Origin of the sequence: Rhodanobacter sp. MP7CTX1 (assembly GCF_014205795.1) — a bacterium.
In the GTDB taxonomy this organism is placed as follows: domain Bacteria; phylum Pseudomonadota; class Gammaproteobacteria; order Xanthomonadales; family Rhodanobacteraceae; genus Rhodanobacter.
On sequence record NZ_JACHCN010000005.1, the window covers coordinates 259,090 to 280,659 of the forward strand.

The window sequence follows — 21,570 nt, forward strand, 5'->3', positions numbered from 1 at the left end:
TTCGTGGGAGATCTACCGATTGCCTTGGCACCAGAGAAAGCTACCGGTGCACATGGGTGAAACCGACGTGCAGACGAGTGAGAGCCTCGCAGCTGGAACAGCGCGGACTATTGCAACATTATTTGCAGTGGCATTCTGAAACCGTCGAACAAGTACAGATGCCGCCGATGCCGCCCACAGCTATCTCGAGTGACGAATCAGTCAGCATGCCAACTGTCCCCCAGAGCTTTTGCTGGCACGCCTCGGTGCTCTCACGCCGAGAGTGATGCCGTACCGAGCATCAACCAAACGGTGAGATGCCGTTCGTTAGGGCTGTCTTAATCCTTGAGACCCCGCCGTGGTTAACTTTCCGCGCCTAGGTGATCGCTTGCCGGCCGGAACTCACGCGCGCTGCATACCTGGGCTACAGACAGCGCTCGCTAGACGAATGCTGCTGCGAGACGGCGACCAACTGCAACGCGGGTACGCAGATGAATACTCAGCCCATCATTCTATTTCTAGAGCTCGAATGCGTGGTCTATAGCGACCTTGGGTTACGCCGGATCGACGCACATGAGCGAGAGTCCGCGCCTTCTTTCGGGAAGAGCGCCGTATTCTCCAACGCAGAAGTGTTCGCCGAGATCATCGCGCCTTACTCTGATCGCATGGAGATCGTGATCACCGATTGGGCTGCGGTGCACTCGCCGCTGGCGGATTTCTGCCGACGCCTTCCCGAGTCCGTCGCGGCACGGGTTGTCGATTCTCTTTATCTGGAAGAGTTAACCGACTCCTCCTGGAGTGACTATCACTCTGCGCTCGCCACGCGCTATGCGTGCATCCAATTGTGGCTGGCTCGTCGTCGACCTAACCGCAGGCATGACTGGCTCGCCCTTGACATGGGACGTCAGCTGGATGATTGGCCGAATGAGGAGATGAGGCATTTGGTCTGTGGATCGCTGTCCTATCCGAACATTCGGCAGCAGCTTGCTGACTCGCTCAGGGAGCAATGTAGGGCCTGATCCCTTTGCCAACCGTTAGATAACAGATGCCTTCGGTGCTGCCCAGCACCCCGTAATGACCTTAAATCTTTCCAGGAGCTATGCCGATGACCTCCGACCCTCCAAAACTGGACCTGCTCGACTGCGGCTTGTACATCAGCTACATGAACTACTTCGCGACGGGCGAAGGAGCCACATCGTGCGTCGCCGTGGGAAGTTCTCGCAGGCACGCGGAAGTCGTGCTCAAGAAGCGCATAGACGAATACTTCCATCGAGGGGTAGAAACAGCGCCCATCGATCGGGAAATGGATGAGGACGCCCGTAGAATGCTCGCCCGTGTTCCCGACGATGTGAAAGACTCTCTACGGCTAATGCCTCGTGGCGCGGGGCACTATTTCTCGGAGTTTTACTACAACTTATCGTGATACAGGCTCAGTGCGAACGCCTTGGATCTGACCCAGACGCGGATTGATACAGGTCGATCAGCTGATAGATCTCTTCCACCTGCGCCGTTAAGTCCCTCGCCAATTTTTTCACGTTCGGATTAGTGTCCCACGGGTTTTCTGCATGAACCGACGCATGCTTACTCTTACTGGACACGGGTGGTCGCAGCGGATGCAGACGATGCCATGGCCATAGCCAGGGGCGGTAAGGGGTGGTGCCATTGAGATCGCCGAGTGAGAGGCCTTTTCTTCGTACGTGGCCGACCACCAGTTCGATTTACCACTAAAGATCGCTTGGCTGATTCTAGCAATAGAAAATCCAACACAATGTCACGCTCAAATCGTGGTTTACTAGTAGCCCGGTATCTTATTTAGATCGCGAAATGCGCGAACTCCTAGGTTGGATGCATGCTACACAACCTGCCAAACCTCGCTCACGACCAGACGTTGTATAGCTGGTGCGGACTGGTGCACGCGTGGAATGGGTTGAGCGCAATAGCCACCAGCCAAGAGCTGTTTGGTTCGAGCTTCGCGGCCCTCATGCACGACTTCCCGGCTAACCTCGCAGCGCTCAACACGCGTACAGGAGGGCACCTAGGATCTCCGCGCAGACTTGCTCTGAACCACACGCTTCTCGGCTATTTTTTGCCGCTCGTTCACGTTGACCTGGCAGCGGCAGTACTGAGGCGCACCCGTGAAGGAGCGATGCCAGAACTGAAGATGAAGCTGGGAATTACTGCCAGCCGCATAGGCGGGCATCATCCCCTCAAGGGATGCCCTGCCTGCTTCGATGAAGACGAGGCAGCCACTGGCTTTGCCTATTGGCATGTGCCACACCAATTCCCTTCGGTGATGGTTTGCCAAAGACACCAACGTCCTCTGGTGATTGCTTGGGATCCGGTCACTCCCGTACACCGGCGTGGCTGGCTCCTGCCGAGAGGAGGACTGGCCAGACATTGGATCGATATCCCTGTCGACGGCAGTATGCAAATGGAGCGCCTGATGCGTTTGGCCGCATTCTCGGGCGCCTTCAGCACGCTGCCTCCGGGCTCCATTGAGAGCGCTCTCTTGGCAAAAACCTACCAAGGCGCTTTGCGCGGGAGAGGTATAGCAACTGCAAACGGCAGCCTCAGGCTCTCTGCACTGATCCAACTAACACGATCGCACTACTCTGGCGTCGAGACCGTACCGGGATTTGAGGCGCTTCAGGCGGTAACTCCCGACTGGCCCGGCTTGGCCGGGGCACTCACACGGCGCAAGCCGCGGCCAGGTCACCCGCTCAAGCATCTATTGTTGATTTCTATGCTGTTCGAAAGCTGGGATGACTTTCTTTCCGCCTACGATGAAAGCAGGACCTCTACCGAACCGCCTGCCAGCCCCGCCGCCGAAGAGCCCGACCCATCCCGGACTGAAGCGTTCTACAAACTCGTTTCGAATGGGAAGTCCATCCGCTGTGCTTCGACCGAACTGGGTATCGACACTTCGACGGGAGTGAAGTGGGCGCAGCGACTCGGCCTCCAGTATGTGACCCGTACTAAAACTTTCTCCGAGGATAAGAAAGCCACGGCCAGAAAAATGCTGCGCGCCGGAAACGATGCGATCGTCGTGTGCGAAGCATTGGGTCTATCACGCGCCACGATCGATCGATTGCTTACCTCTGAAAGCGATCTTCTCTACGCATGGAAAGTCGCTCGCTTCGTCGCTCGCCGCAAAGCAGCCCGACGCCGATTCAAACAGGTCGTAAAACAGAACCCAGGGCTCGTGACCGGGCAGATCCGGCGGCTACCTGACAACTGCTATATGTGGCTGTACCGGAACGATCGGGACTGGTTACGCGAGCAGCTGCCGGCGATCTGGCGAGAGAGCCCCATGAACATCGCCTGCGCTGCCCGCTCATGACCGCTATCGGTTACATGCCCCTGCTGAAGGCAGGCGCGACTCTATACAGTGCGGTAGTGATCCATAGTCGGATGTTTCAATCATCCAGCTTTACCTCTTCCCTTCACGCGATATATGGCCAGGATATAAAGAACCACGCAATGAGTCTTCTTGGATCTGGAGTTGGCGAGGCCGCTAAACGTATATTCGGGCCTACGGCTTCCCAGCGGCAGGTGCTCGAACAGCACACTCTTTTTGGTGCCTACTCGCGCGCAATGGCGCCTCAGGTCGCAAGCACCTTGGCTGGACAGCTAATCGCGGGCAACGGTGGGAAATTCCGCTCGGCCTTCCGCGGCCATAGGGGACGGCAGATCCCGAGACTCGCGACCACGTGCATGCGATCGTGCGAAAAATGCATTGCAGAAGACATTAGCCTGCAAGGCTTTGCGTCATGGCACGTGCTTCATTTACTGCCATCCATAGGACACTGCCCCTATCATGGCGAGCCGCTTCGTGATGAAGCCAAGAGAGAGCGCGCTGGTGGACTTTTGCCTTTATCTCTCCCGGGAGAGCGACCCTCAACGGTAACCAGCATTGAGGCGATGAACCTTCCGGTTTCGGATGGATACGCCGCCTACTTGCGGCTCTGGATCGAAGCCTTCGAGGGAAATCTGACAGGCATAGCTCCTGATCTGTGGATGCTGGTCATGGACGCCGTCGTCCGTCGCTTCGGCACCATCGCTCATGCTTCTGAGAAAATATCTGGAACCATCCAGAAGTCGTGGGGCGTGCCGCTCGTTGAGGTCGCCAGCGCCCTGGGGATTGCTGATGGCCCACTTTTCGTTCAGGCCGAGCTGGAGCAACGAGTTCAGGCGAGCTATGTCGCCTCTCGCCTTGTTATCTGCGGAGCCCTTGATGAACTGAAAATCAGTCCGCCGAGATGCGATAGCTCGCCCTGGCACTCTCCCTTAGAACTGGCGCCGGTTGCGCCATTTGGCTCTTGGCTGACGCCTCAAACACAAGCCGAATTGCGCAGGCTCGTTATAGATGCCAACTTTCCACCGGCGCTGTTTCGAACGATGACTGAAGATTTGGACATCCACGAAGTTGACGAGCGATTGCATCTGAATCATTTAGTCCTCGGAAAGTTCTTTCAGACCCTCCCTGATGAACTTCTCGACCGGATGTCCAAGGAGCAGAGTTGGGACCGATCGTCGTGGCTAAAAAAAGAGATCCGGCGCCGGGAAGTGGCTTGGTCGCTTAGTGAGCGGCAATGAACTCCAGGGGGACCCTCGACCGAATCAGCGCAGCTTCGGCGGAGCGCGCCCACCACTCGTTAGAAGGGGCTCTTGCGCCCCCTCAAATCCAGCGTATATCTCCATTTTAAGTTCGTAGGCTCTCAGGTCGTCAGGGTTTAAGTGGTTTGCCTTTTCCATTCTTTTCGCCGCAGCCTTCTCCTTCGCTTTCATGTCTCTCTCAAGTTTTGCCCGTATCGGATCCATTTGCTCCGACACCCCCCTCTCACCCTCAGCCGAAGCCTTTGGCCCCGCCGCGTTAGGCTCGCCTGACTCAGATCGGCAAACGGCCACTTTCGCGGGAATGTCGATGAAGCGTTGAAGCGATGTCGCGCCAGAAATCTGGGAAGCAATAGCGAGAAGCCCTTTACCTCGCGACGTCGTGCCTGCCGCCAACAAATCGGCATGAGTCACGCACGTACGATCGCCTCCCCGACGCAGAGCGATGCGCTGAGCTTCGACCCATATCGGACCAAATAGCCCTGGAACACCGGCCGACATCCCGAAAGTGGCCTCGATAATTTCAGTCATCGGCGGGGCTTCGTCACAAAGCATGAACTGACACATCTTAGGAACATAGTCTTTGGACCACCAGTCTTCGCCGGAAGAGGCCGCAGGTATCAGCTCGTAGTAACCGACTGTGGAGAAACGTCGCACGTTTTGGGACACCGTTTCCAGCCGAACGAATGCCTGCGGGTTTCCCAGAAGCATTACAGGAATACCTAGATTCATGACGCTTAGAAAAAATAGGATAAAGCTGCGCTGCCACACACTTTGATCAAAGTTATCCTGCTGGTTCTCATCGATGACCAACATCCCGACACGATGATTCGAGAGGGTCTTGTGAACAAGCAAGAGCGCCGCATCCAGGTTACGGAGCTTGCGAAGCGTTTCGGAGTAGTCCGTTCCCAGCAGCGCATCCAAGCCCTCGACGATGCGCGCAAGCAACCCTCCCGGGGTACCGTTGAAAGGCGCGTCGATGACCAAATAGAGAACTTGTGTCAGGGATGACCATCCGCATACTTCGCTTTTGCTGTGAACGACCACCTGCTGGGGAGCAATGGCTTCTAATATTCTTTCCGACCCGACTGACTTTCCCATGCCCGTGATAGCCGAGAGAATCCCACCGCCGGCCCGCTTACGGAGCGACTGAAGGTGCACCTTTTCCATATTATCTGCCAAAGCCAGAGCGTTAATCCGACACTGCTCGGCCACCGATAGCGGATTGCGGGCCATCAGTCCACCTCGAAGCATGCTTTGAACGCTATCGGCGAAGTCGAGAATGAGTCGGCTTGGGCAGTAGTGTTGATCGGCTTGACTGAGCAAAGTGGTACGGTACTCCGGAGGGAGCGAACGCCAATCTATGGCCTTCAAGGGCTCATGCTTCAGAGCGGCTGGTAACTTGGCGAATGTCAGAAAAGGCGCCGCTGCCTCTAGGAGGGGGTTGGGACCATTGATCAGCTCAGGATGAACAAGGTTTAGCGCACTCATCGTTCGCTTCCTTCGTGGAAAGTATCCATGGCTCGATTTGCAGCCTCCGCCGCTTCTTGACTCAAGCTGACGCCTTCATGCAACGCGGTTTCGTTGGTCTTATGGAAGACGGAGGGATTCATATGCGCCATTTCGTCAGCCTTATTTTGCCGCAGCCCTGTCGCTTGATTTTTTCTGCTGGGCTTTTTCGGAAGCTGCGCTTCCTCTGCGCGCTTTTCGGTCGCAGCCTTGCGTGAGGTCTGCCCCCTCCGATTCAGCGTGTCCAAATCACCCTGATCACGAGCGTCTCGTCCTTGGTCTTTTCGAAGATCTTCATCTTCTATATGTTGAACCCAGTCCGTGAGGGTTATGCCCTCCAGAAGGATTTGCTCTGCCTGCACATTGGCAATTCGCAAGAGTCCGGCTGCCGTAGGTAGCCAAATGTGACTTAGGTCCTGCGCATCGAGCTTTACGGTCAACTTAACGACACTATGGCTCGCGGCTGCCTTCTGCCAGCGAACGTCGCGAGTCAGTGCTTCGGTGAAATAACGATGACCGGACAGTTGTCTTATCCCATCGTCCATTAGCAAGTAAATGCCTTCCCTACGAATTACTGCACAGCGATCGGGAAGGGTGAAAGCCCTCAACTGGTCAAGACTGCATGGAATGTCAGCACGCGCGTGGTGATCACGCAGCCACCGAAAGACGTTCGCCCGAGTCGGCGGCACACCCGCGAGCTTCATATCTGTTGGCGCGCGGTCAGGAACTTCCTGTTTGCTATGGTGGAGGGCAGCAAGAATGAACTCATGCATGTACTCCTGATAGTTCCACAGTGCCAGTTTCGAGGGCGGGGTTTCGCCACGCTTGCGCTGCCTGCCACGGGTGGTTCCGGGAAGCTTGTGGTCCAGGGCTTTGTGATCGGTGTGATGCTGATTCTCGACCTGGCTCTTACTTTGGCCGCTATAGGCTCGGACGTACTCCACTCCGAATCGGAATTGTCGTTCTGCCTCCATCAGGGCGGCCGACTTCATCTCTCCGTTGTCAGCCAGGTAGAGGCGATGCAACATTCCTGGCCACTCATCATCTTCGAGGTCGATCCCGAATCTCGCCGCGATCTCTCGCTTGTCGCTAGCGGCGCAGAAAATGGCCTGCAGGGATGTCGCCGAACTGGGATCTTCCCACCCAAGATAGAACCCCACCATCATCGTCGATCTCACATCGACGATGATGGTCCGGTGCATCGGCGGCAGAACTTTGAGCCGCGACAGTACCGAGGTGAGGTAGACATCCGTAGATGTCGAATCGATCATGCCCATCTGCCCGATGACATGGACCTGGTCTTGCGCACTTCCCGCGACGGCCAGTGTGGATGTGGCCCACCGATCTGAACCCATGAGCTGGCGGCGTAGCGGGTCGCCGTAAAGCTGCCTACCCCAGTACTCGAACTGTACTTGTGTGGGGCGTTGAAGTTCAGGCAGCATTTCGCGCCGAAGATACCCATGCTCGTTCTGGTTCGTCGTGGACCAAAAGGCATCCATGGTATGCAGATACGCGTCGTGAACCGTCAGTGAGGGCTTCACCAGCGCGTATCCGCAAGCGAGACGCTCACCGTCGCCACTCTTCAGGACGTAGCCTTCGGTTGCTATGAGACCTGCCTTAAAGAGCCGTGACTTGCGCCCCAGTCGGCGCACCGACTGCTTCTTTCTCTTCCCGGGATTTCCGCAGTAATTGGTGTTGGGAAGTAGGCTGTTGAGACAACTGCCCCCCGCCCAGAATCGATGAATCCAGCTATATATTGTGGGGATGCTTACGTGATGAGCTTTGGCTTGAGCTTCGATCTCCCTTCGAAGAAGGTATACCACGGGCACGATATCCTGAGCCCTTTGCGTCCCTACAATGGGCTCGATCACGTTCCAGCGCGCGTCCCTCTTTTGGAGTCGTCTCTCTCTAAGTTTTCTCTCGCTTTCACTGGCCGCCTCTTGCGCGTAGTCCGTGTCGGTCATCTGCCAAATTCCCGGCAGGGGAACATCCTCCATGACGAGCATTCCCTGCTCGATCGCGTCGGATATTGCTGAGAGGCGATATCGTCGAGGAGCGAGCACGTGGTGCTTCTTGACGCCTTCGATTGCTAATTCTCGCGGGAGGCAAATAAGCCAGACAGCGTCGCCAGGCACGGATACCGCCAGCACGCGCTGAGCCCCCGAGAGCAATGACTCTCCCACGCCCGCGCGAATGATGTAGCCAAGGAGAAGAGTCATGAATGCTCTCCAAGCCATTTGCGTTGAAGCTGCTCTCTCAGCGCGATACCGCCCGGTCTCAGGGGACGTGTTGTGTGCACTGGCTGTAGGAGGTCAACATCCAGATGTTGGTACCAAATCGCGATCTCCAGCGCACGTCTGTCTTCTCCCTCAGACCACCCCGCTGCCATCCCTGCGCTTCGCGAGGCCGCACAAGCAGGCATTGCATATGCCGTCGCTCCCATCATTTCCAAATAGATCTGATAGCTTTCGGAACCAATGAATTGCTTGAGTTGTGGCCATGGCTCGATGGGAGCGAGCCAGTGCAACTGAACTACCAATGTCTTGGAGATCTGTTCGGGGTGGATGAGGTGATGCCGCATATGAGCAGCAATGCAGTAGCGCCGATCCAGTTCTAAGCGTTCTCGCAACCAATCCCTTGGCCCGGCGCTCCTGAACAAATCCAACGGTTTGCAACTGAAACCCACCAACCGGCTTGGTCCCAAAGCAGGGGGGACAGTAGCGATGAGATCAATGGATAGGACGACGGGGACACGCAGTCCGAGATAATTGTTCAGCTTTATTCCGGCCTCTTTTGCCACCCAGGCCATTCCTGGATGCTTAGCCATCTTTGGCTCTACGCCACTGATCTGATCGAGGGGCTGCCGATGAGCCCATGGCCAGAGCGGATACTGCTCACGCACATCCTCGGCACCAATCCACCAGAGAAGCAATCCAAACTCACGCTCGCCCCGCGACAGAAAGTGAGTTAGCCGAATGAGATGAGGCACCGGAATGAGATTGAGGTTTGAGCGGGGCGATGAGCGGCGCCGAGTGATTTGCTCCCAAGGCTGGTACTTGTCGCCCACCCCCAGCCCACGCCCTTCCAGAATCATCTCCTCTAGCTTTTTGAAAGTCATCTTCATGCTGCCCCCCATCGCCCACGCTCTGTCCCTGTGGGCCGCGCTAGCCGCCACCCAGCAATCCACAGCCAACCTGCATGCTTCGTTCGCACACACGCCTCCCGCCGCCTCGTTGCGGCGCTGAATGTCTGATAGACCGGAGGCTTGACTTCGAATATGGGCAGGGAACACACTGCCGCTCAGGCGACTCAAGCTTGAGCAATCAAGTCACGCCAGAAAGCCACCCCGCCACAGGGTGGCTTTTCTTTTTCCCGGAAATTGTCGTTACGCCGAGTTCACCTCTCGGCCACACCCTCCCCACGCTGCAAAGCTGCCTCAGAGACGGCTTCCTCAGTTGCAAATGGGTCGATGACGTTTGGACCTACGGTCTGCTCGAGCCAAGCGGCCACTGCGGCCGTCGAGGCGAACCAGCCACGTCGGCCCTTGATAGGGAACATCGGAATGGGCAAACGGTGACGTATTCTCGCCTGCCGCAGTGCGTCGGTGCCGCTGAACCCCAAGATCCTCGCAGCGACGGCAGCGGGCAAGAGCGGGCCGTGCATTTGCATCAGCCATCGCGCCGTGGATGAATCATGGTCGACGTTGCGGTCTGTCACGTTTCGTACGTCCCGGGGAGGGTCTGCGTCGACCGTACTCTCTCAAACAACGTCAGTCAACCCATTGATTTTGTTGCGCTTCCTAGTAAGTTTCCCGCAAATCCGGATCACTCTGCATTGATAGCCATAACCCCGTGGTGCGTGCGCCACGCATTCCGCGGCTAACCAGCCCTTCCCAACTTGGCTGTATGCCAGCCATCGTCTAATAGGTGGACCATGCCGTTCGACGGAGGCTCCCGTGCAGTAGTTCGAATGGCGCTACGAGCGCTCTTGGGGAACTAGCCTGGGCAATTGAATGCTGATATTCAGCGGTCCAGGCAATATCGGAATTGATGAACTGATACCTTGGTGAACAATGGCGGATCTCAACAGGACTTCCTCAAAGCGTGGACAATCTTATTAGAGTGCTCCGCGAAGCGCGGGGCTTATCGCTTGACGAGCTGGCTGCCGGAACCGGCACCACCAACCAGCAAATTAGCCTCCTTGAGAACGGGAAGCGTCGTCTAACGGTCGAATGGTTGATTCGCCTTTCAAAGGCGCTGGCTTGCCACCCTTGGGAGTTGGTCGCCGGAAATCTGCCCGAACCCCTGCGCCCACGAGATATCCGTTTACTGGATCGGTTTCGAGGGCTGGGAGAGCACCAGCAAGACGCGCTACTGCAATTCTTGGAGACGCTGTCGACATCCGCTCCTCGTCGTCGCAAGACCGCCCCATCTAAGTAGCAACTTCTACAAATGTTGGAATAGCTTGACAATATCCAACAGATTGCCTAATCATCGCAGTCCACTACGGCAATGGGATCCGTCCCAGGCACCAAAATGGGCCGGCGAGGAAGCACTCCGCGTCAGAGCAACGATGGACAACCAATGCGCGTTGCCCAGTACGTCCGTATGTCTACCGATCACCAGCGCTACTCAACCGAGAACCAGCGCGAAACCATCGGTAAATACGCGGCTCAGCGCGGAATGGTCATCGTCCAGACCTACGCTGATGAGGGCAAGAGCGGACTCAGCCTCGAGGGACGCGCTGCCCTGAAGCAATTGATTCAGGATGTTCAGTCGGGCCGTCCCAACTTCGACGCCATCCTGGTCTATGACATCAGTCGCTGGGGGCGATTCCAGGACGCCGACGAGAGCGCTTACTACGAATACTTATGCCGTCGCTCCGGCATCCAAGTGCGTTACTGCACCGAGCCCTTCGAAAACGATGGAAGCCCCATGGCGACCATCATGAAGAGCGTCAAGCGGGCAATGGCCGGCGAATACAGCCGTGAGCTCTCCAACAAGGTCTTCCAGGGGCAGTGTCGTCTCATTGAACTGGGCTTCCGGCAAGGGGGTGCGCCGGGTTTTGGGCTCCGTCGCATGTTGTTGGATGAATACCGGATGCCAAAAGGCGCATTGCGGCATGGCGAGAAGAAGAGCCTGCAAACCGATCGTGTAGTGCTTGTCCCTGGCCCTGAGGACGAAGTGGCTACCGTCCGATACATCTACAGAGAGTTCCTGGAGTCGGGAAAACCGGAGCGGACCATTGCCGACGCGTTGAACGCAGCCGGCCAGCAGACGAACCAGGAGCGTGCCTGGACACGGGGCACGGTTCACCAAATCCTGACCAACGAAAAATATATTGGCAACAACGTCTACAACCGCACCTCGTTCAAGCTCAAGCAGCGCCGGGTACGCAACAACCCGGACATGTGGATTCGGCGGGACGGCGCGTTCGACCCCGTAATCCCAGTGGAATGGTTTGCCCGGGCGCAGGAAGCGATTGCGGCCAGATCACAGCGCATGGACGACGCTTCCATGCTGCAGCTCCTTCAATCGCTCTATGCGCAAACCGGCGTCCTGTCGGGACTGTTGATTGATGAACAGGAAGGGATGCCATCGAGCAGCGCCTATCGAGCGCGTTTCGGCGGACTGGTCCGCGCCTACTCACTGATTGGCTTCCGGCCGCGCCGCGACTATCGCTACCTGGAGATCAACCAAGCGCTGCGGGCCATGGTGCCGAACATCATCGCGGAAGTCGTCACGGGGCTGAAGGGTTTGGACGCGTCTGTATCTCTTGATGAGGGAACTGGCCTTCTCTTAGTCAATGACGAATTCACGCTTTCCGTTGTCATCGCACGGTGTCTGCAATTGCCTAGCGGAACCTTCCGGTGGCGACTGCGCTTTGATACCAGCCTCGCACCGGACATCACCGTGGTGGTTCGCATGGCTGCCGATCAGCACACCGTCCTCGACTACTACCTGTTTCCACAAATCGATCTGCCATTGCGACCGCTCCGTCTGGCCGAGGAAAACAACGAAGTCACCCTCGATGCCTATCGGTTCGATGTACTCGATGCGCTTTACCAACTGGCCGCTCGGCGGCCCCTGAGCAACGTGGCCTAGTGTGGAGGCATGCTATGCGACCCATCGAAATGATTCCGATTGACCGGATCCAGGTGCTCAATCCGCGGGCCCGCAACCAGCGCCAGTATCGGGAGATCGTGGATAACATTGACACGATCGGATTGAAGCGGCCCATCACCGTCAGCCGCCGGGAAAAGCCGGAAGGAGATATGGAGTTTGACCTGGTCTGTGGGCAAGGGCGACTTGAGGCCTACCGAACGCTTGGCTGGGAAAGCATCCCAGCGATCGTCGTTTCAGCCAGGGAAGAAGACTGCCTGGTGATGAGCTTGGTGGAGAACATTGCCAGACGACAACATCCTGCGATTGAGCTAATGCGGGAGATCGAAAGTCTGCATAAGCGTGGATACAACGAAACCGAGATCGGACTGAAGCTGGGCGTCACAAACTCGTGGGTCGGTATGCTGCTCGGGCTACTTGAACATGGCGAGGAACGGCTCGTCGCCGCCGTCGAGACGGGGCTGATTCCGATTTACTTGGCGGTAACTATCGCCCGTAGTGACGATGCGGGTATTCAAGAGGCCCTTGCCGACGCTTATACCCAAGGCGTGGTCAAGGGAAAGAAGCTCACGTTGCTGCGTCGGTTACTGGAGCAACGGGCGGTGCGTGGAAAAATTGAACGGCCTTCGGTTTTTGGCCGGAAGGGTAGTCGAAGGCTCAACGCCGAAAACCTTCGGCGCATTTTCCAGCGGGAAGTCGGCAAACAACAGTTGCTCATAAAAAAGGCTGACTTCACCCAGAAGCGCCTGCTATTTGTCATTCAGGCACTTCAGACGCTCCTCCAAAACGCAGATTTCGTCTCGCTTCTGCGCAAAGAAGGGATGGAAACCATCCCCGGCCCGCTGGAGCACAGGATGACGCGAGGTACTGCTCAGTGAACATGCCAAGAAAGCCAACCAAGGGAACACGGGCCGGATTCGAGTCCGAGACGCGTGTTATTCCTATATCCGCAATTCTTCCGTTGAAAGTCCTTCGACCAACAACAAAGCAGAGCCAGAAGTACAGACAAATCGTAGCCTCGATTCGTGCGATTGGATTAGTGGAATGCCTGGTAGTCGTACCCAACACCAAGAAACGTGACACATACCTTTTGCTGGATGGCCTGATGCGGCTAGAGGCGATCACGGAGCTCGGCTGGTCAGAGGTCGAATGTCTTATCTCAACCGATGACGAGGCCTATACCTACAACAAGCGCATCAGCCGTCTCGCTTCCGTGCAGGAGCATCGGATGATTGTTCGCGCCGTGGAGCACGGCGTTCCGGAAGAAAAGATCGCAGAGGCACTGGACCTGGAAGTGGGCGCCATTCGTCGTCGTTTCCGGCTGCTCGACGGCATTTGCAAGGAAGCGGTTGAGCAATTGGCGGATAAACCATGCCCCAAATTAATGTTCGAGTTGCTCAAGCGCATGAAGCCCATGCGTCAGATGGAAGCAACCGAGCTGATGGTGGGGCAGAAGAACTATTCATCGCCCTTCATCAGAACCATTCTGGCAGCGACACCGGATGAACTATTGGTCGCGCCCCGATTGGGAAAGAAAGACCGGGATGTTTCACGCGAGCAGATCGCCCGACTCGAACGCGAACTGGCGGTGGCCCAGAGTCGTACAAAGTATGTCGAGGACACATACGGCGAAGACAACTTACAGCTGACGATCGCCAAGACCTATCTTGCGAAGCTATTGAAGAAGCAAGCCATTGTGCGCTGGCTGGAGGTCCATCAGCCGGAGTACCTGGCCGAATTTCAGGAGATTGCAGAGATCGTCTCGTTGGTTGCGAATGATGAAAAAATGACGTCCTAAATTTCGGCAAACGGAACGGGGCAGTATCACCGCGTGATCGCAATTCATACACATCTTGAAACGTCAAACGGAACGATCGATTGACCTTCCTGGCCACCTACATTTCCACTGGCTTCGTCGTGGATTTGGGGCCGTAACGCCACATACATTGCTCACGCGGAACTGCACACATATTTTTCTCAAGAACGGAAAATTGTAGGAAGCAATGATCACAACATTTGTGTGGCAGACGCGAGTACCGCGTCAACGACTTCAGCAACGCTGGCAGCCGCGCGCCCTTGCAAAACCACCCCCATCTCCATTGAATACTCGAGCGAGCCAGCAGTGACGTTCGATGATCCAAGATAAGCGGCATCTCTGTCACAAAGCACAACCTTTGCATGGAAGGTTTCGCGACCACCACCAACCACCCGCGGAATCGAGTAGTTGAATACTCGGAATTCTTCAGTCTTAAGCCAGGGACCGATGGCATCGAATCCAGTTGGGTAGTCCTTTCGAGCGGAATCTTCCAGGCTTCTGAGAATCAGGATGCGTTCAACCCCTGGTGCTACATATGAGAGAAGTTCTTGTAGCCACGATGCTCCCCTGGTGTCAAAAAATGGCGTCATGACCACCACCCGGCGCCGCGCTGACCGAACCATCCCCTGGAAGGCGTGATCCGTTGGCTCAAGATCTGCAGTTCTCCAGCCCAATGCGGACAGCTTTTGCTCCAGAATGCTCGGCCGCGGCGGCTTCGTTAGCACGATCTTGGCCAGCGTGGCATCGCGATGCACATCGCAGACGTAGTAATCGATGGCGTTTAGCGCAAATGCCAGTCGTCGAAACCTACTGTGACTATTTCCCCGAGCCTGAAATCCCGTCGGCACAGCGTCAACAAGACCAAGACCAACAGAGAGATCGAGCAGCTCCCTTGTTGCACTTTCTTCTGTGATGCCAAGCTGTGCATCGTCAATCAAGGATCGAACGGATTGCACCGAATCATGTGGCACGTTGGCCCAAGCATCGAACAGCGCAGCCGCCAGGCCAGCCTTGCAAGCAAGACCAGCCACGATTTTACGCTCAAACGCCGTCAGCTTTTGCTCGGACATCAGCGTGCTCCAAGCAGTTGATCGTGTCCAGGTAACCTGATATCGGCCCCACACGCTTGTCCAGGCGCGGGCGCCCACCAATGGAACGAAGCACTGCGCGACTGAGCAATTTGTTGCCTGCAATGCATGCCGTTTCCGGCATCATGATGCAATCCGGACAGGCTGCGCCACGATGAGTGCAGAGCGATCCGGTCCCGCACAGAGTCGCTTTCGAGCCCAACATCGCGGTCAACATGGCGGTACCTGAGTTGCGCCAAAGGGCAGATAGGTTGCCCAAATCCATCGTGGTACCGTTTCTGTAGACGACGAAAGCCAAATCCGCCGGAAAGATATATTCGCCCAAGGAGCCAAGATCAAGGCCAGAATATTCCGATAGATGCTTCATCAAAAGATGGGAGTAGCTATGGAGAAGTGTGTACAAGTAGAAGTAAGCAGGAGGGTTGGTCGTCTCAGGAAGCTTATTCAAAAATGGGTCCATCGACTGAGCAGCGCCTAGCAGGCCAGCACCTACCCTTTCGCCGGGATTTAGCGAGAACATATCTTGGCATCCCAACTCCTTCATCCAACTCAGCACCAGCTCTTCATTGAGTCGAACGTAGATCGCCTCATTGCCCTGCTGTACAACGTAAACGGGGTACTTCGTGCTGTCGTTTTGTCGAACTGGCGGGAAGAGGTTCAAACGAACGGGCATATCCATTCCTCGCTTGTCGCGAAGGATGGGCGATGACTCCATGCGAGAGTAGCCGAAGCTAAATCGACATAAATCAAACTCGCGGATGAGCCCCATATCCTCGATGCCAAGTTTGTCTAGTAGGCCCCGAGTATTCACCTGCGCCTGATCGGTCTGCTCCCGATCTTCGGGGGCCAGGTCCTCGTCCAACCGTGTAAAGGACACATAGGGTCTCTTGCCGTTGGTCGTATTCTCTACATCGAGCCGACTACTTCTGAGTGTCGCGTGTTCAATAGACAGTCGAAACGGGTCAAATTTCGAAGCGAATTTCGACTGCCGGTCACGAATGTTGGAGACAACGGCGACGGGTAAATCGACTTTAGGGATTAGTATTCTGCGCTGACGAAGATCATCGATGATGCGCCCGCGATTTCCATACGCCTGATCCAAGAGTCCCTTAAACGCCGACAAGAATGCTTCGGGTACATTGACTAGCTGCGACTCAGCAACATGAATCTGATTTATGGCGGCCAAGTAATCTGCCAGATCCCTTGCGCATTCGGACTTTCCATCGCATGCGTTCCGCACGTCTTCGTCCGAAATCGGCTGCACATCGAAACCATACTGCTTGGAAACAAAGTCTTTGAGTTCATCTTCGCGACCCGGGCGTAAGCGCAGCAGTAGTTGTTGGCCCCCATCTTTAAAATCGATGAAGAGATCAGACTTGACGTAGTAAGCGCTCGATGCTCGATAGGGGGACGCTTGCATACGTACTTCCGTCAACCGGTCTGGTCTCATCTCTGGACCAAGAATACGAAGTGTGTCTCGGTCGTTTTGGAGCCACTTCGGAGACAAGGGCTTGTCGCATTCCGCACATTCAAAAAACCAATCACCAATTCCAGCCGAGCGCCGGTTCAGCTTGAACAGCTGACTGCCACATACGCAGCTATCGCGACGTTTGACAACTTTGTTATCACGATCACTCCAGTGCCACTGACCGGGAAACGCGGCTTCCCAATGACCCGACCAGTGAACAAAAATTACGTCCAGTTGCTCCCAATCGCATCGGCCCACCTGTTTCGGATTCAGGCAATTCGCTGAAGAAAGTCTGTCCAGGTTTCTGTCTAGCTCGCTTAGAGTTTCGTAGTCCCTAAAAATACCGCAAGTACGGCATACGAAGGTCAACGGCGCGGGCGTGTACTCCATGTGCGATGGACGACAAAGATAAATGCGGTCTTGGCCGGGCAGCTGAAACTCGGTTCGCGTTGAGTCGAGTAAGACTTGATCCAGACACTGGGCTGGAACTATACGTGGCCTGTTGGGGTCGCCGTCTCTTGCCGACATGGCAGCACCGAACCAAGCGCGCCCTAGCTCGTTCATTCGCTCGAATATTAGATCCTTCGTCGATTCGGAAAGCTGTAAGGACTCACCCACTGACGAGCGCGCTATGCAAGCACCCAAACCGCCTTCAAAGGTGAAAAAGCTTTCGGGCGCGTATGCTGTCGCAAGTTGATTGCGAGAGCGATTCATGATCTTAGCCTTTGCCATCTTTCCAATCCCCTAGTCAGTCTCGCGCTTCAGTCGCTGCGTCCGTTGAATCGATATCAGCACCTGATCCTCTGCGAATGAATGTCATTGTCCTTGCGGTCACACCCTCGCTGACTCGCTTGAATGACGCATCAACGCCCGATTCGCGAATTAATCCAGGTTGATCGACATCCCGAAGCGATGTCATAGGGCGCAGCGAGCTGTTGCGGGCCGCAAAAAACTGGACTAGGCGAGTAGCGTTCACCAGTCGGTCAACTCCAAGGTCTTGTTGGTATAGCGTCAGTTGATCTTTTAGTAAGGATCGATAGTAATTTTTCCCCTCAGGAGACGGCGAAAAAGCTAAACCGAGCGCCTTTTGCATAAATGCATCCGTTGCCTTTAGGTTGACTGGAAAGGCCAAAAAATCACGAACATCGGCAGCCATAGAAAGCATTGGACAATTGCGCTTCTGGTCATCGTTAGCTGCGCACAACGCCTCGATAGCATGCATTCCGCAGACGTACTCTTGGAAAAAGCTCGGCATCACCCGTGCTAGCGCCTTTTCGGCCCACCGATCGACGGCAGCAGGAAGGATCATCCGCTCCAGGAATCGGTGAAATATGTCGTGGATTTCGAGTACAAAGCGATCTCGATATCGCTGCGGCACTGGAACAAGGAGCGAAAACCCAACGTGCGTGCGGCCAACTCGTGACGAGGCCTGAATGTATTCGGCGATGTCCGATGGAATGCCTGCAAAGAACATCGCGTTAAACTCTTCGACATCGACACCGTGCGAAATCGCCGATGTCGCAATAATCGATCGAAGTGTTTCGCTAAGATCAGGAAACGGCTTTTGAACACCAACACGTGCTTCCGCGCGGCGAACGATGTCTTGAATTTCCGCTGCGGACACCGCTCCCGATAGAAGCTCCGAATTTAGTACATGTCCTACATAGCCCTCAGCCTGATGGAGTTTCTCGAACTGCATCTTCTCTGTATCAATGACTTGGTCACCGCCCTTCTTATTTGTTACGTAAGTCAGTGATATTCGATGCAAGTCTACGAGAGTTAGCAATGTCGCCGCATCGGCTTGATTGAGAAGGCGTATGAACTGCGCCTGCGTGGGGCCCGGAGAGGTCCAGCGGACTAGCTCACTGCGCATAGCCTCCACTTGGATGGGATCTCCGCTTCTGAGGCCTTCATAGAGTCCAGTTATCATCAGGTGGTAGTGGCCAAGAACGGACGCCATTGCCACGGTATGGCGGTGTCCGTTCGTGAGAACCGATGCATAGACACGTGCCCAGTGACTTCGCAGATCTGCGTCACTCGGTTGCATGCTCGCCCGCTCAAGATCATCCAACGAGTCGTCAGGCTTCATGGGCGTCGCATAGAACGACTCGTAAAGGGACGGGCCGGGATAGGGAAATTGAACAGTGTTATCCCTTTGATAGAGGTTTCGCATCTGCCGTTGCGGTTCGCTGACCGTTGCCGATGCGGCGATGACCTTGATTTTTCGGCGCACAATCGAGTCCGGCTCATAGGATAGATAGCCCTTCAACAGCGGGGCAAGTTGGTCGAGCGCAGCCTCCAGAGCAGACTCGAACAGACCGGAGAATGTGCCTAGAGATTCATCGAGTAGGTGAGCCTCGTCTTGAATCAACAACGCTGGAAACGGGTCAAAGAATCTCTTCTCACCGGAAGCAAATGACGGGAAGAGCGCACGTGAGTCGGCCCCTGGATGATTGTCCCAATCCCGGAATTTCACGGGTACCAGTAGACGCTCACTACCATTTTCGATCAGTGGTGCAAAGCCGAACATGCCGAAAAATTTCCGAATTGTGCCCTGCGACTGCCCAATTGCTGCGAGCTTGTCTACGGTACCCAGGAGGACAGAGGGCGCAAGGTCGTATATATCCTCGTCTACTATGTAGAACGGCAGTGGCATGGGTGTCGCAAAGCGGGCATTCCATGAACACTGCTCCTTAAGAGCTGTGCAGAAATGACCTAATGCATTCGCACCGGATCCAGAATGTCGCCTTAGCGCGAGCTGGCTACCGTCCTTGTTTCCGCAGAACGGGCACGCAGAAAGTTTTAGCCAGCGCTCCCTGGCGCTTTTATAGGGCTGTATATTCTTATGCTGCGCCTCAGCGCCGGGAGGAACCTCAGACTCAGTGGGAACCTCCTTGTACCCGTCTTCGGAATGCCAATTTGGAGTGTTGCTTCCTCCTACCCAGAAGCCAAGTGAAAAGGCATCGCCCGGATGTCCTCGGGCATGGCGTACTTCCTCAGCGGCCCCCATGACAGAAAAAGTGCGTCGTGCTTGCTGCAGGGTCAGAAGGCGCAAAGGGTATCGCATCAAGGCAGAAACGCCCCGGTGCTTACCGCGCAAGCGATCGAGAAAGAGGACGAACGAAAGAAGACCTAAGAAGGCTTCCGATTTGCCGCCGCCAGTCGCAAAATACAGCAGGGTGACTGAGTTGGCGTACTGCGCGACCTCTGCAGTGTAAAAGTCGTGGAAGTCGGGAATTCTTGTTGCGAACGCTGGGATAGATGCCAGGATAAACGCGAGCTGGAACAATCGCCATTCGTCGTATCCTTTGGCTTTCGCAACCCTCGCCATGGCAGTGTTCATTGAGATCCAAGCCTCGAATGGAATTCCCATGGGGGATTTCTGAATTCCTGGTCCGCTCCAATGCGCGCGTGACACCGTGAGGATCTCGATGCCACAGCGAATGGAAGATAGCTCAGCTCTCCAAGCCGTTAAGTCCTTAAGGAACTTGCCTCTCTCTGCCGCCTCCTCAACACTGGCATTTGGTCCATCCGGGCCTCGATCGATAGGTGACTTCTCGAGTGCGGCCAGCCATGCCTCATAGGCGCCAATGAGCGGCTGCAACCCCAAGAGGCAGTCCGGTTGAGCAAGCTTCTCAATGTTGCTCTCGACGGCGCCCTCAGTGGGAACAATTCGGGGGAGTACGTACCGAGGCGACCAAGTGGTGGTGAGACGATTCGTGTTGCCCTCCCGCCTAAGGATCACTCCACCGTTGAAGCCAATCGCCGGGTACTTGAGGTGATCGTTATAGCGATAGGAAGGCTTAACACGGTCGAGGCGCAAAAATCGATGTAGGTCTGCCGGAACTGTGGTGGTGACCGACACGTGAAATAGGGCTGGCTCGAGCTCTTTGAAATTCGATTGGGTCAGCGGCGGCGTCCAATTTTCCAGGGCCACGTGAATCGTCAGGCGACCAAGATCGACGGGATCTGGCAGCGCTTGGATGACCCACCGCATTTCGATATTCGGAACTACTACTGCAAGGTTCGATGCGCGAATCGACTCGAGGTATTGCTGCCAATTGCGTATGTCCGATGGCCGTACTGGGCGACCGCGACGATAACCCCACGACTGGCCGCCAAAGTTTGGCTCACTACTAGCAGCCCATTCTTGGAGCTGTTGCGCGATTGCTGCGTTAAGAGCATCTGTTGCCGCCCTAGCATCCCTTTCGGCATTAGCCGGGGTGAATCGAAACGAAGGAAGGCTGAGTTCCAGTCGAAGCCATTTGGCAGGCGGGGGGATGTGTTCAGCTAAGGCATCCGGAGTCCCCGTGTCCACGGGGACCTCTTGGGTAGCGCGTGATTCACCTTCACCATCAAACGCATTCTCGTCGTGTTCATCCGTGGCTACGTCTTCGTCTGCGCTAGAAGTTCGATCAAGGTGATTGTCGAAAGGAAGTTTCATCCCTTCGTAGACGTACTTACGAGCCTCGTAACTTTTGGTCTGCCACTCGGGATGCGATTTACCCCCTGGCAAAGCGGATGCGAGTTTCGCTAGCGCCTCACGAACCTTTCCACGGATTTCTACTCGCGCCTCTCGAGTGAGCGGAAATGTAGCCTCAAGGCGCCCACCAGGCATCACTTCATCTTGCGTGGGCAGGATTCGCACATAGACCGTGCCAGTTACCGAGACTTCTAGCTCCGTGTACCCCGCACTTGAACAAATCTGAAAATCCAGCCCATGCGCACTAATGCGAATCGGGTCTGCCTCCTCATCCCCTTCACGCTCCTCGAAAGGCATCGGGACGACGAACTCCGACATAAGAGTAGCGCTTGGTTTTGCGCCGTATATAACCTTGTAGAAATCTCCTCGACCAGCAAGTCGCGCGGATAAGCCGTTTAAGAGGCTGTCAACCACAGCCTCTTTATAGGCTGGATGGATTTCGCGCGGATTCCTACTCAGGACGGGCATGTTCATTATCCTAGATGTTTGGA

General features: G+C 55.6%; 13 protein-coding genes. 7 read left to right on the forward strand and 6 right to left on the reverse strand.

Annotated elements, in window-relative coordinates; translation table 11 throughout:
* The first annotated feature begins 470 nt into the window (after positions 1 to 470).
* The 4 genes from HDE77_RS09290 to HDE77_RS09305 all read left to right on the forward strand — a co-directional run bounded on the left by HDE77_RS09290 (position 471) and on the right by HDE77_RS09305 (position 4,575).
* Complete coding sequence (locus HDE77_RS09290; RefSeq protein WP_184416971.1) at positions 471 to 998, forward strand: hypothetical protein; 528 nt, start codon at positions 471 to 473, stop codon at positions 996 to 998.
* A gap of 86 nt (positions 999 to 1,084) precedes the next feature.
* Positions 1,085 to 1,402 carry a hypothetical protein gene (locus HDE77_RS09295; protein ID WP_184416972.1) on the forward strand — a complete coding sequence of 106 codons (318 nt, stop codon included), beginning with the start codon at positions 1,085 to 1,087 and terminating at the stop codon, positions 1,400 to 1,402.
* 426 nt (positions 1,403 to 1,828) lie between these two features.
* A complete protein-coding gene (locus tag HDE77_RS09300) occupies positions 1,829 to 3,319 on the forward strand; it encodes a TnsD family Tn7-like transposition protein (protein ID WP_184416974.1) in 1,491 nt (496 codons plus the stop codon).
* A gap of 581 nt (positions 3,320 to 3,900) precedes the next feature.
* The gene (locus tag HDE77_RS09305) at positions 3,901 to 4,575 is read left to right on the forward strand and encodes a hypothetical protein (RefSeq protein WP_184416976.1); all 675 of its coding nucleotides are present in this window, start codon (positions 3,901 to 3,903) and stop codon (positions 4,573 to 4,575) included.
* 24 nt (positions 4,576 to 4,599) lie between these two features.
* Here HDE77_RS09305 and HDE77_RS09310 read toward each other — a convergent pair whose 3' ends face one another.
* The 3 genes from HDE77_RS09310 to HDE77_RS09320 are packed head-to-tail and all read right to left on the reverse strand — an operon-like array spanning position 4,600 to position 9,226.
* Entirely contained in the window at positions 4,600 to 6,084 is a 1,485-nt protein-coding gene (locus tag HDE77_RS09310; protein WP_184416978.1) for a TniB family NTP-binding protein, read from the reverse strand.
* Positions 6,081 to 8,321 carry a hypothetical protein gene (locus HDE77_RS09315; protein WP_184416981.1) on the reverse strand — a complete coding sequence of 747 codons (2,241 nt, stop codon included), beginning with the start codon at positions 8,319 to 8,321 and terminating at the stop codon, positions 6,081 to 6,083. The genes HDE77_RS09310 and HDE77_RS09315 overlap by 4 nt, the downstream gene beginning before the upstream one ends.
* Entirely contained in the window at positions 8,318 to 9,226 is a 909-nt protein-coding gene (locus HDE77_RS09320) for a hypothetical protein (protein ID WP_184416983.1), read from the reverse strand. The genes HDE77_RS09315 and HDE77_RS09320 overlap by 4 nt, the downstream gene beginning before the upstream one ends.
* A gap of 1,459 nt (positions 9,227 to 10,685) precedes the next feature.
* Here HDE77_RS09320 and HDE77_RS09330 point away from each other — a divergent pair.
* From HDE77_RS09330 to HDE77_RS09340, 3 genes are read left to right on the forward strand one after another with little or no spacing between them, the layout of a single operon-like run.
* On the forward strand, positions 10,686 to 12,206 hold the full coding sequence (locus HDE77_RS09330; protein ID WP_221444194.1) for a recombinase family protein: 1,521 nt from the start codon (positions 10,686 to 10,688) through the stop codon (positions 12,204 to 12,206).
* 14 nt (positions 12,207 to 12,220) lie between these two features.
* On the forward strand, positions 12,221 to 13,102 hold the full coding sequence (locus HDE77_RS09335; protein WP_221444195.1) for a plasmid partitioning protein RepB C-terminal domain-containing protein: 882 nt from the start codon (positions 12,221 to 12,223) through the stop codon (positions 13,100 to 13,102).
* A 2-nt stretch (positions 13,103 to 13,104) separates the two neighbouring features.
* A complete protein-coding gene (locus HDE77_RS09340) occupies positions 13,105 to 14,022 on the forward strand; it encodes a plasmid partitioning protein RepB C-terminal domain-containing protein (RefSeq protein ID WP_184417056.1) in 918 nt (305 codons plus the stop codon).
* 209 nt (positions 14,023 to 14,231) lie between these two features.
* On the opposite strand, the gene HDE77_RS09345 is transcribed toward HDE77_RS09340, so the two are convergent.
* The 3 genes from HDE77_RS09345 to HDE77_RS09355 are packed head-to-tail and all read right to left on the reverse strand — an operon-like array spanning position 14,232 to position 21,547.
* Entirely contained in the window at positions 14,232 to 15,110 is an 879-nt protein-coding gene (locus HDE77_RS09345) for a phospholipase D-like domain-containing protein (RefSeq protein ID WP_184416988.1), read from the reverse strand.
* Complete coding sequence (locus HDE77_RS09350) at positions 15,082 to 17,328, reverse strand: hypothetical protein (protein WP_184416990.1); 2,247 nt, start codon at positions 17,326 to 17,328, stop codon at positions 15,082 to 15,084. The genes HDE77_RS09345 and HDE77_RS09350 overlap by 29 nt, the downstream gene beginning before the upstream one ends.
* Positions 17,329 to 17,344: 16 nt before the next feature.
* Positions 17,345 to 21,547, reverse strand: a complete 4,203-nt coding sequence (locus HDE77_RS09355; RefSeq protein WP_184416992.1) for a DEAD/DEAH box helicase — start codon at positions 21,545 to 21,547, stop codon at positions 17,345 to 17,347.
* Between the last annotated feature and the right edge of the window lie 23 nt (positions 21,548 to 21,570).

Bases quoted from the DNA above. Each gene is read 5' to 3' on its own strand.
- HDE77_RS09340 (WP_184417056.1), top strand. From the start codon at position 13,105: ATGCCAAGAAAGCCAACCAAGGGAACACGGGCCGGATTCGAGTCCGAG.
- HDE77_RS09320 (WP_184416983.1), bottom strand. From the start codon at position 9,226: ATGAAGATGACTTTCAAAAAGCTAGAGGAGATGATTCTGGAAGGGCGT.
- HDE77_RS09315 (WP_184416981.1), bottom strand. From the start codon at position 8,321: ATGACTCTTCTCCTTGGCTACATCATTCGCGCGGGCGTGGGAGAGTCA.
- HDE77_RS09330 (WP_221444194.1), top strand. From the start codon at position 10,686: ATGCGCGTTGCCCAGTACGTCCGTATGTCTACCGATCACCAGCGCTAC.
- HDE77_RS09290 (WP_184416971.1), top strand. From the start codon at position 471: ATGAATACTCAGCCCATCATTCTATTTCTAGAGCTCGAATGCGTGGTC.
- HDE77_RS09350 (WP_184416990.1), bottom strand. From the start codon at position 17,328: ATGGCAAAGGCTAAGATCATGAATCGCTCTCGCAATCAACTTGCGACA.
- HDE77_RS09310 (WP_184416978.1), bottom strand. From the start codon at position 6,084: ATGAGTGCGCTAAACCTTGTTCATCCTGAGCTGATCAATGGTCCCAAC.
- HDE77_RS09355 (WP_184416992.1), bottom strand. From the start codon at position 21,547: ATGCCCGTCCTGAGTAGGAATCCGCGCGAAATCCATCCAGCCTATAAA.
- HDE77_RS09335 (WP_221444195.1), top strand. From the start codon at position 12,221: ATGCGACCCATCGAAATGATTCCGATTGACCGGATCCAGGTGCTCAAT.
- HDE77_RS09345 (WP_184416988.1), bottom strand. From the start codon at position 15,110: ATGTCCGAGCAAAAGCTGACGGCGTTTGAGCGTAAAATCGTGGCTGGT.
- HDE77_RS09295 (WP_184416972.1), top strand. From the start codon at position 1,085: ATGACCTCCGACCCTCCAAAACTGGACCTGCTCGACTGCGGCTTGTAC.
- HDE77_RS09300 (WP_184416974.1), top strand. From the start codon at position 1,829: ATGCTACACAACCTGCCAAACCTCGCTCACGACCAGACGTTGTATAGC.
- HDE77_RS09305 (WP_184416976.1), top strand. From the start codon at position 3,901: ATGAACCTTCCGGTTTCGGATGGATACGCCGCCTACTTGCGGCTCTGG.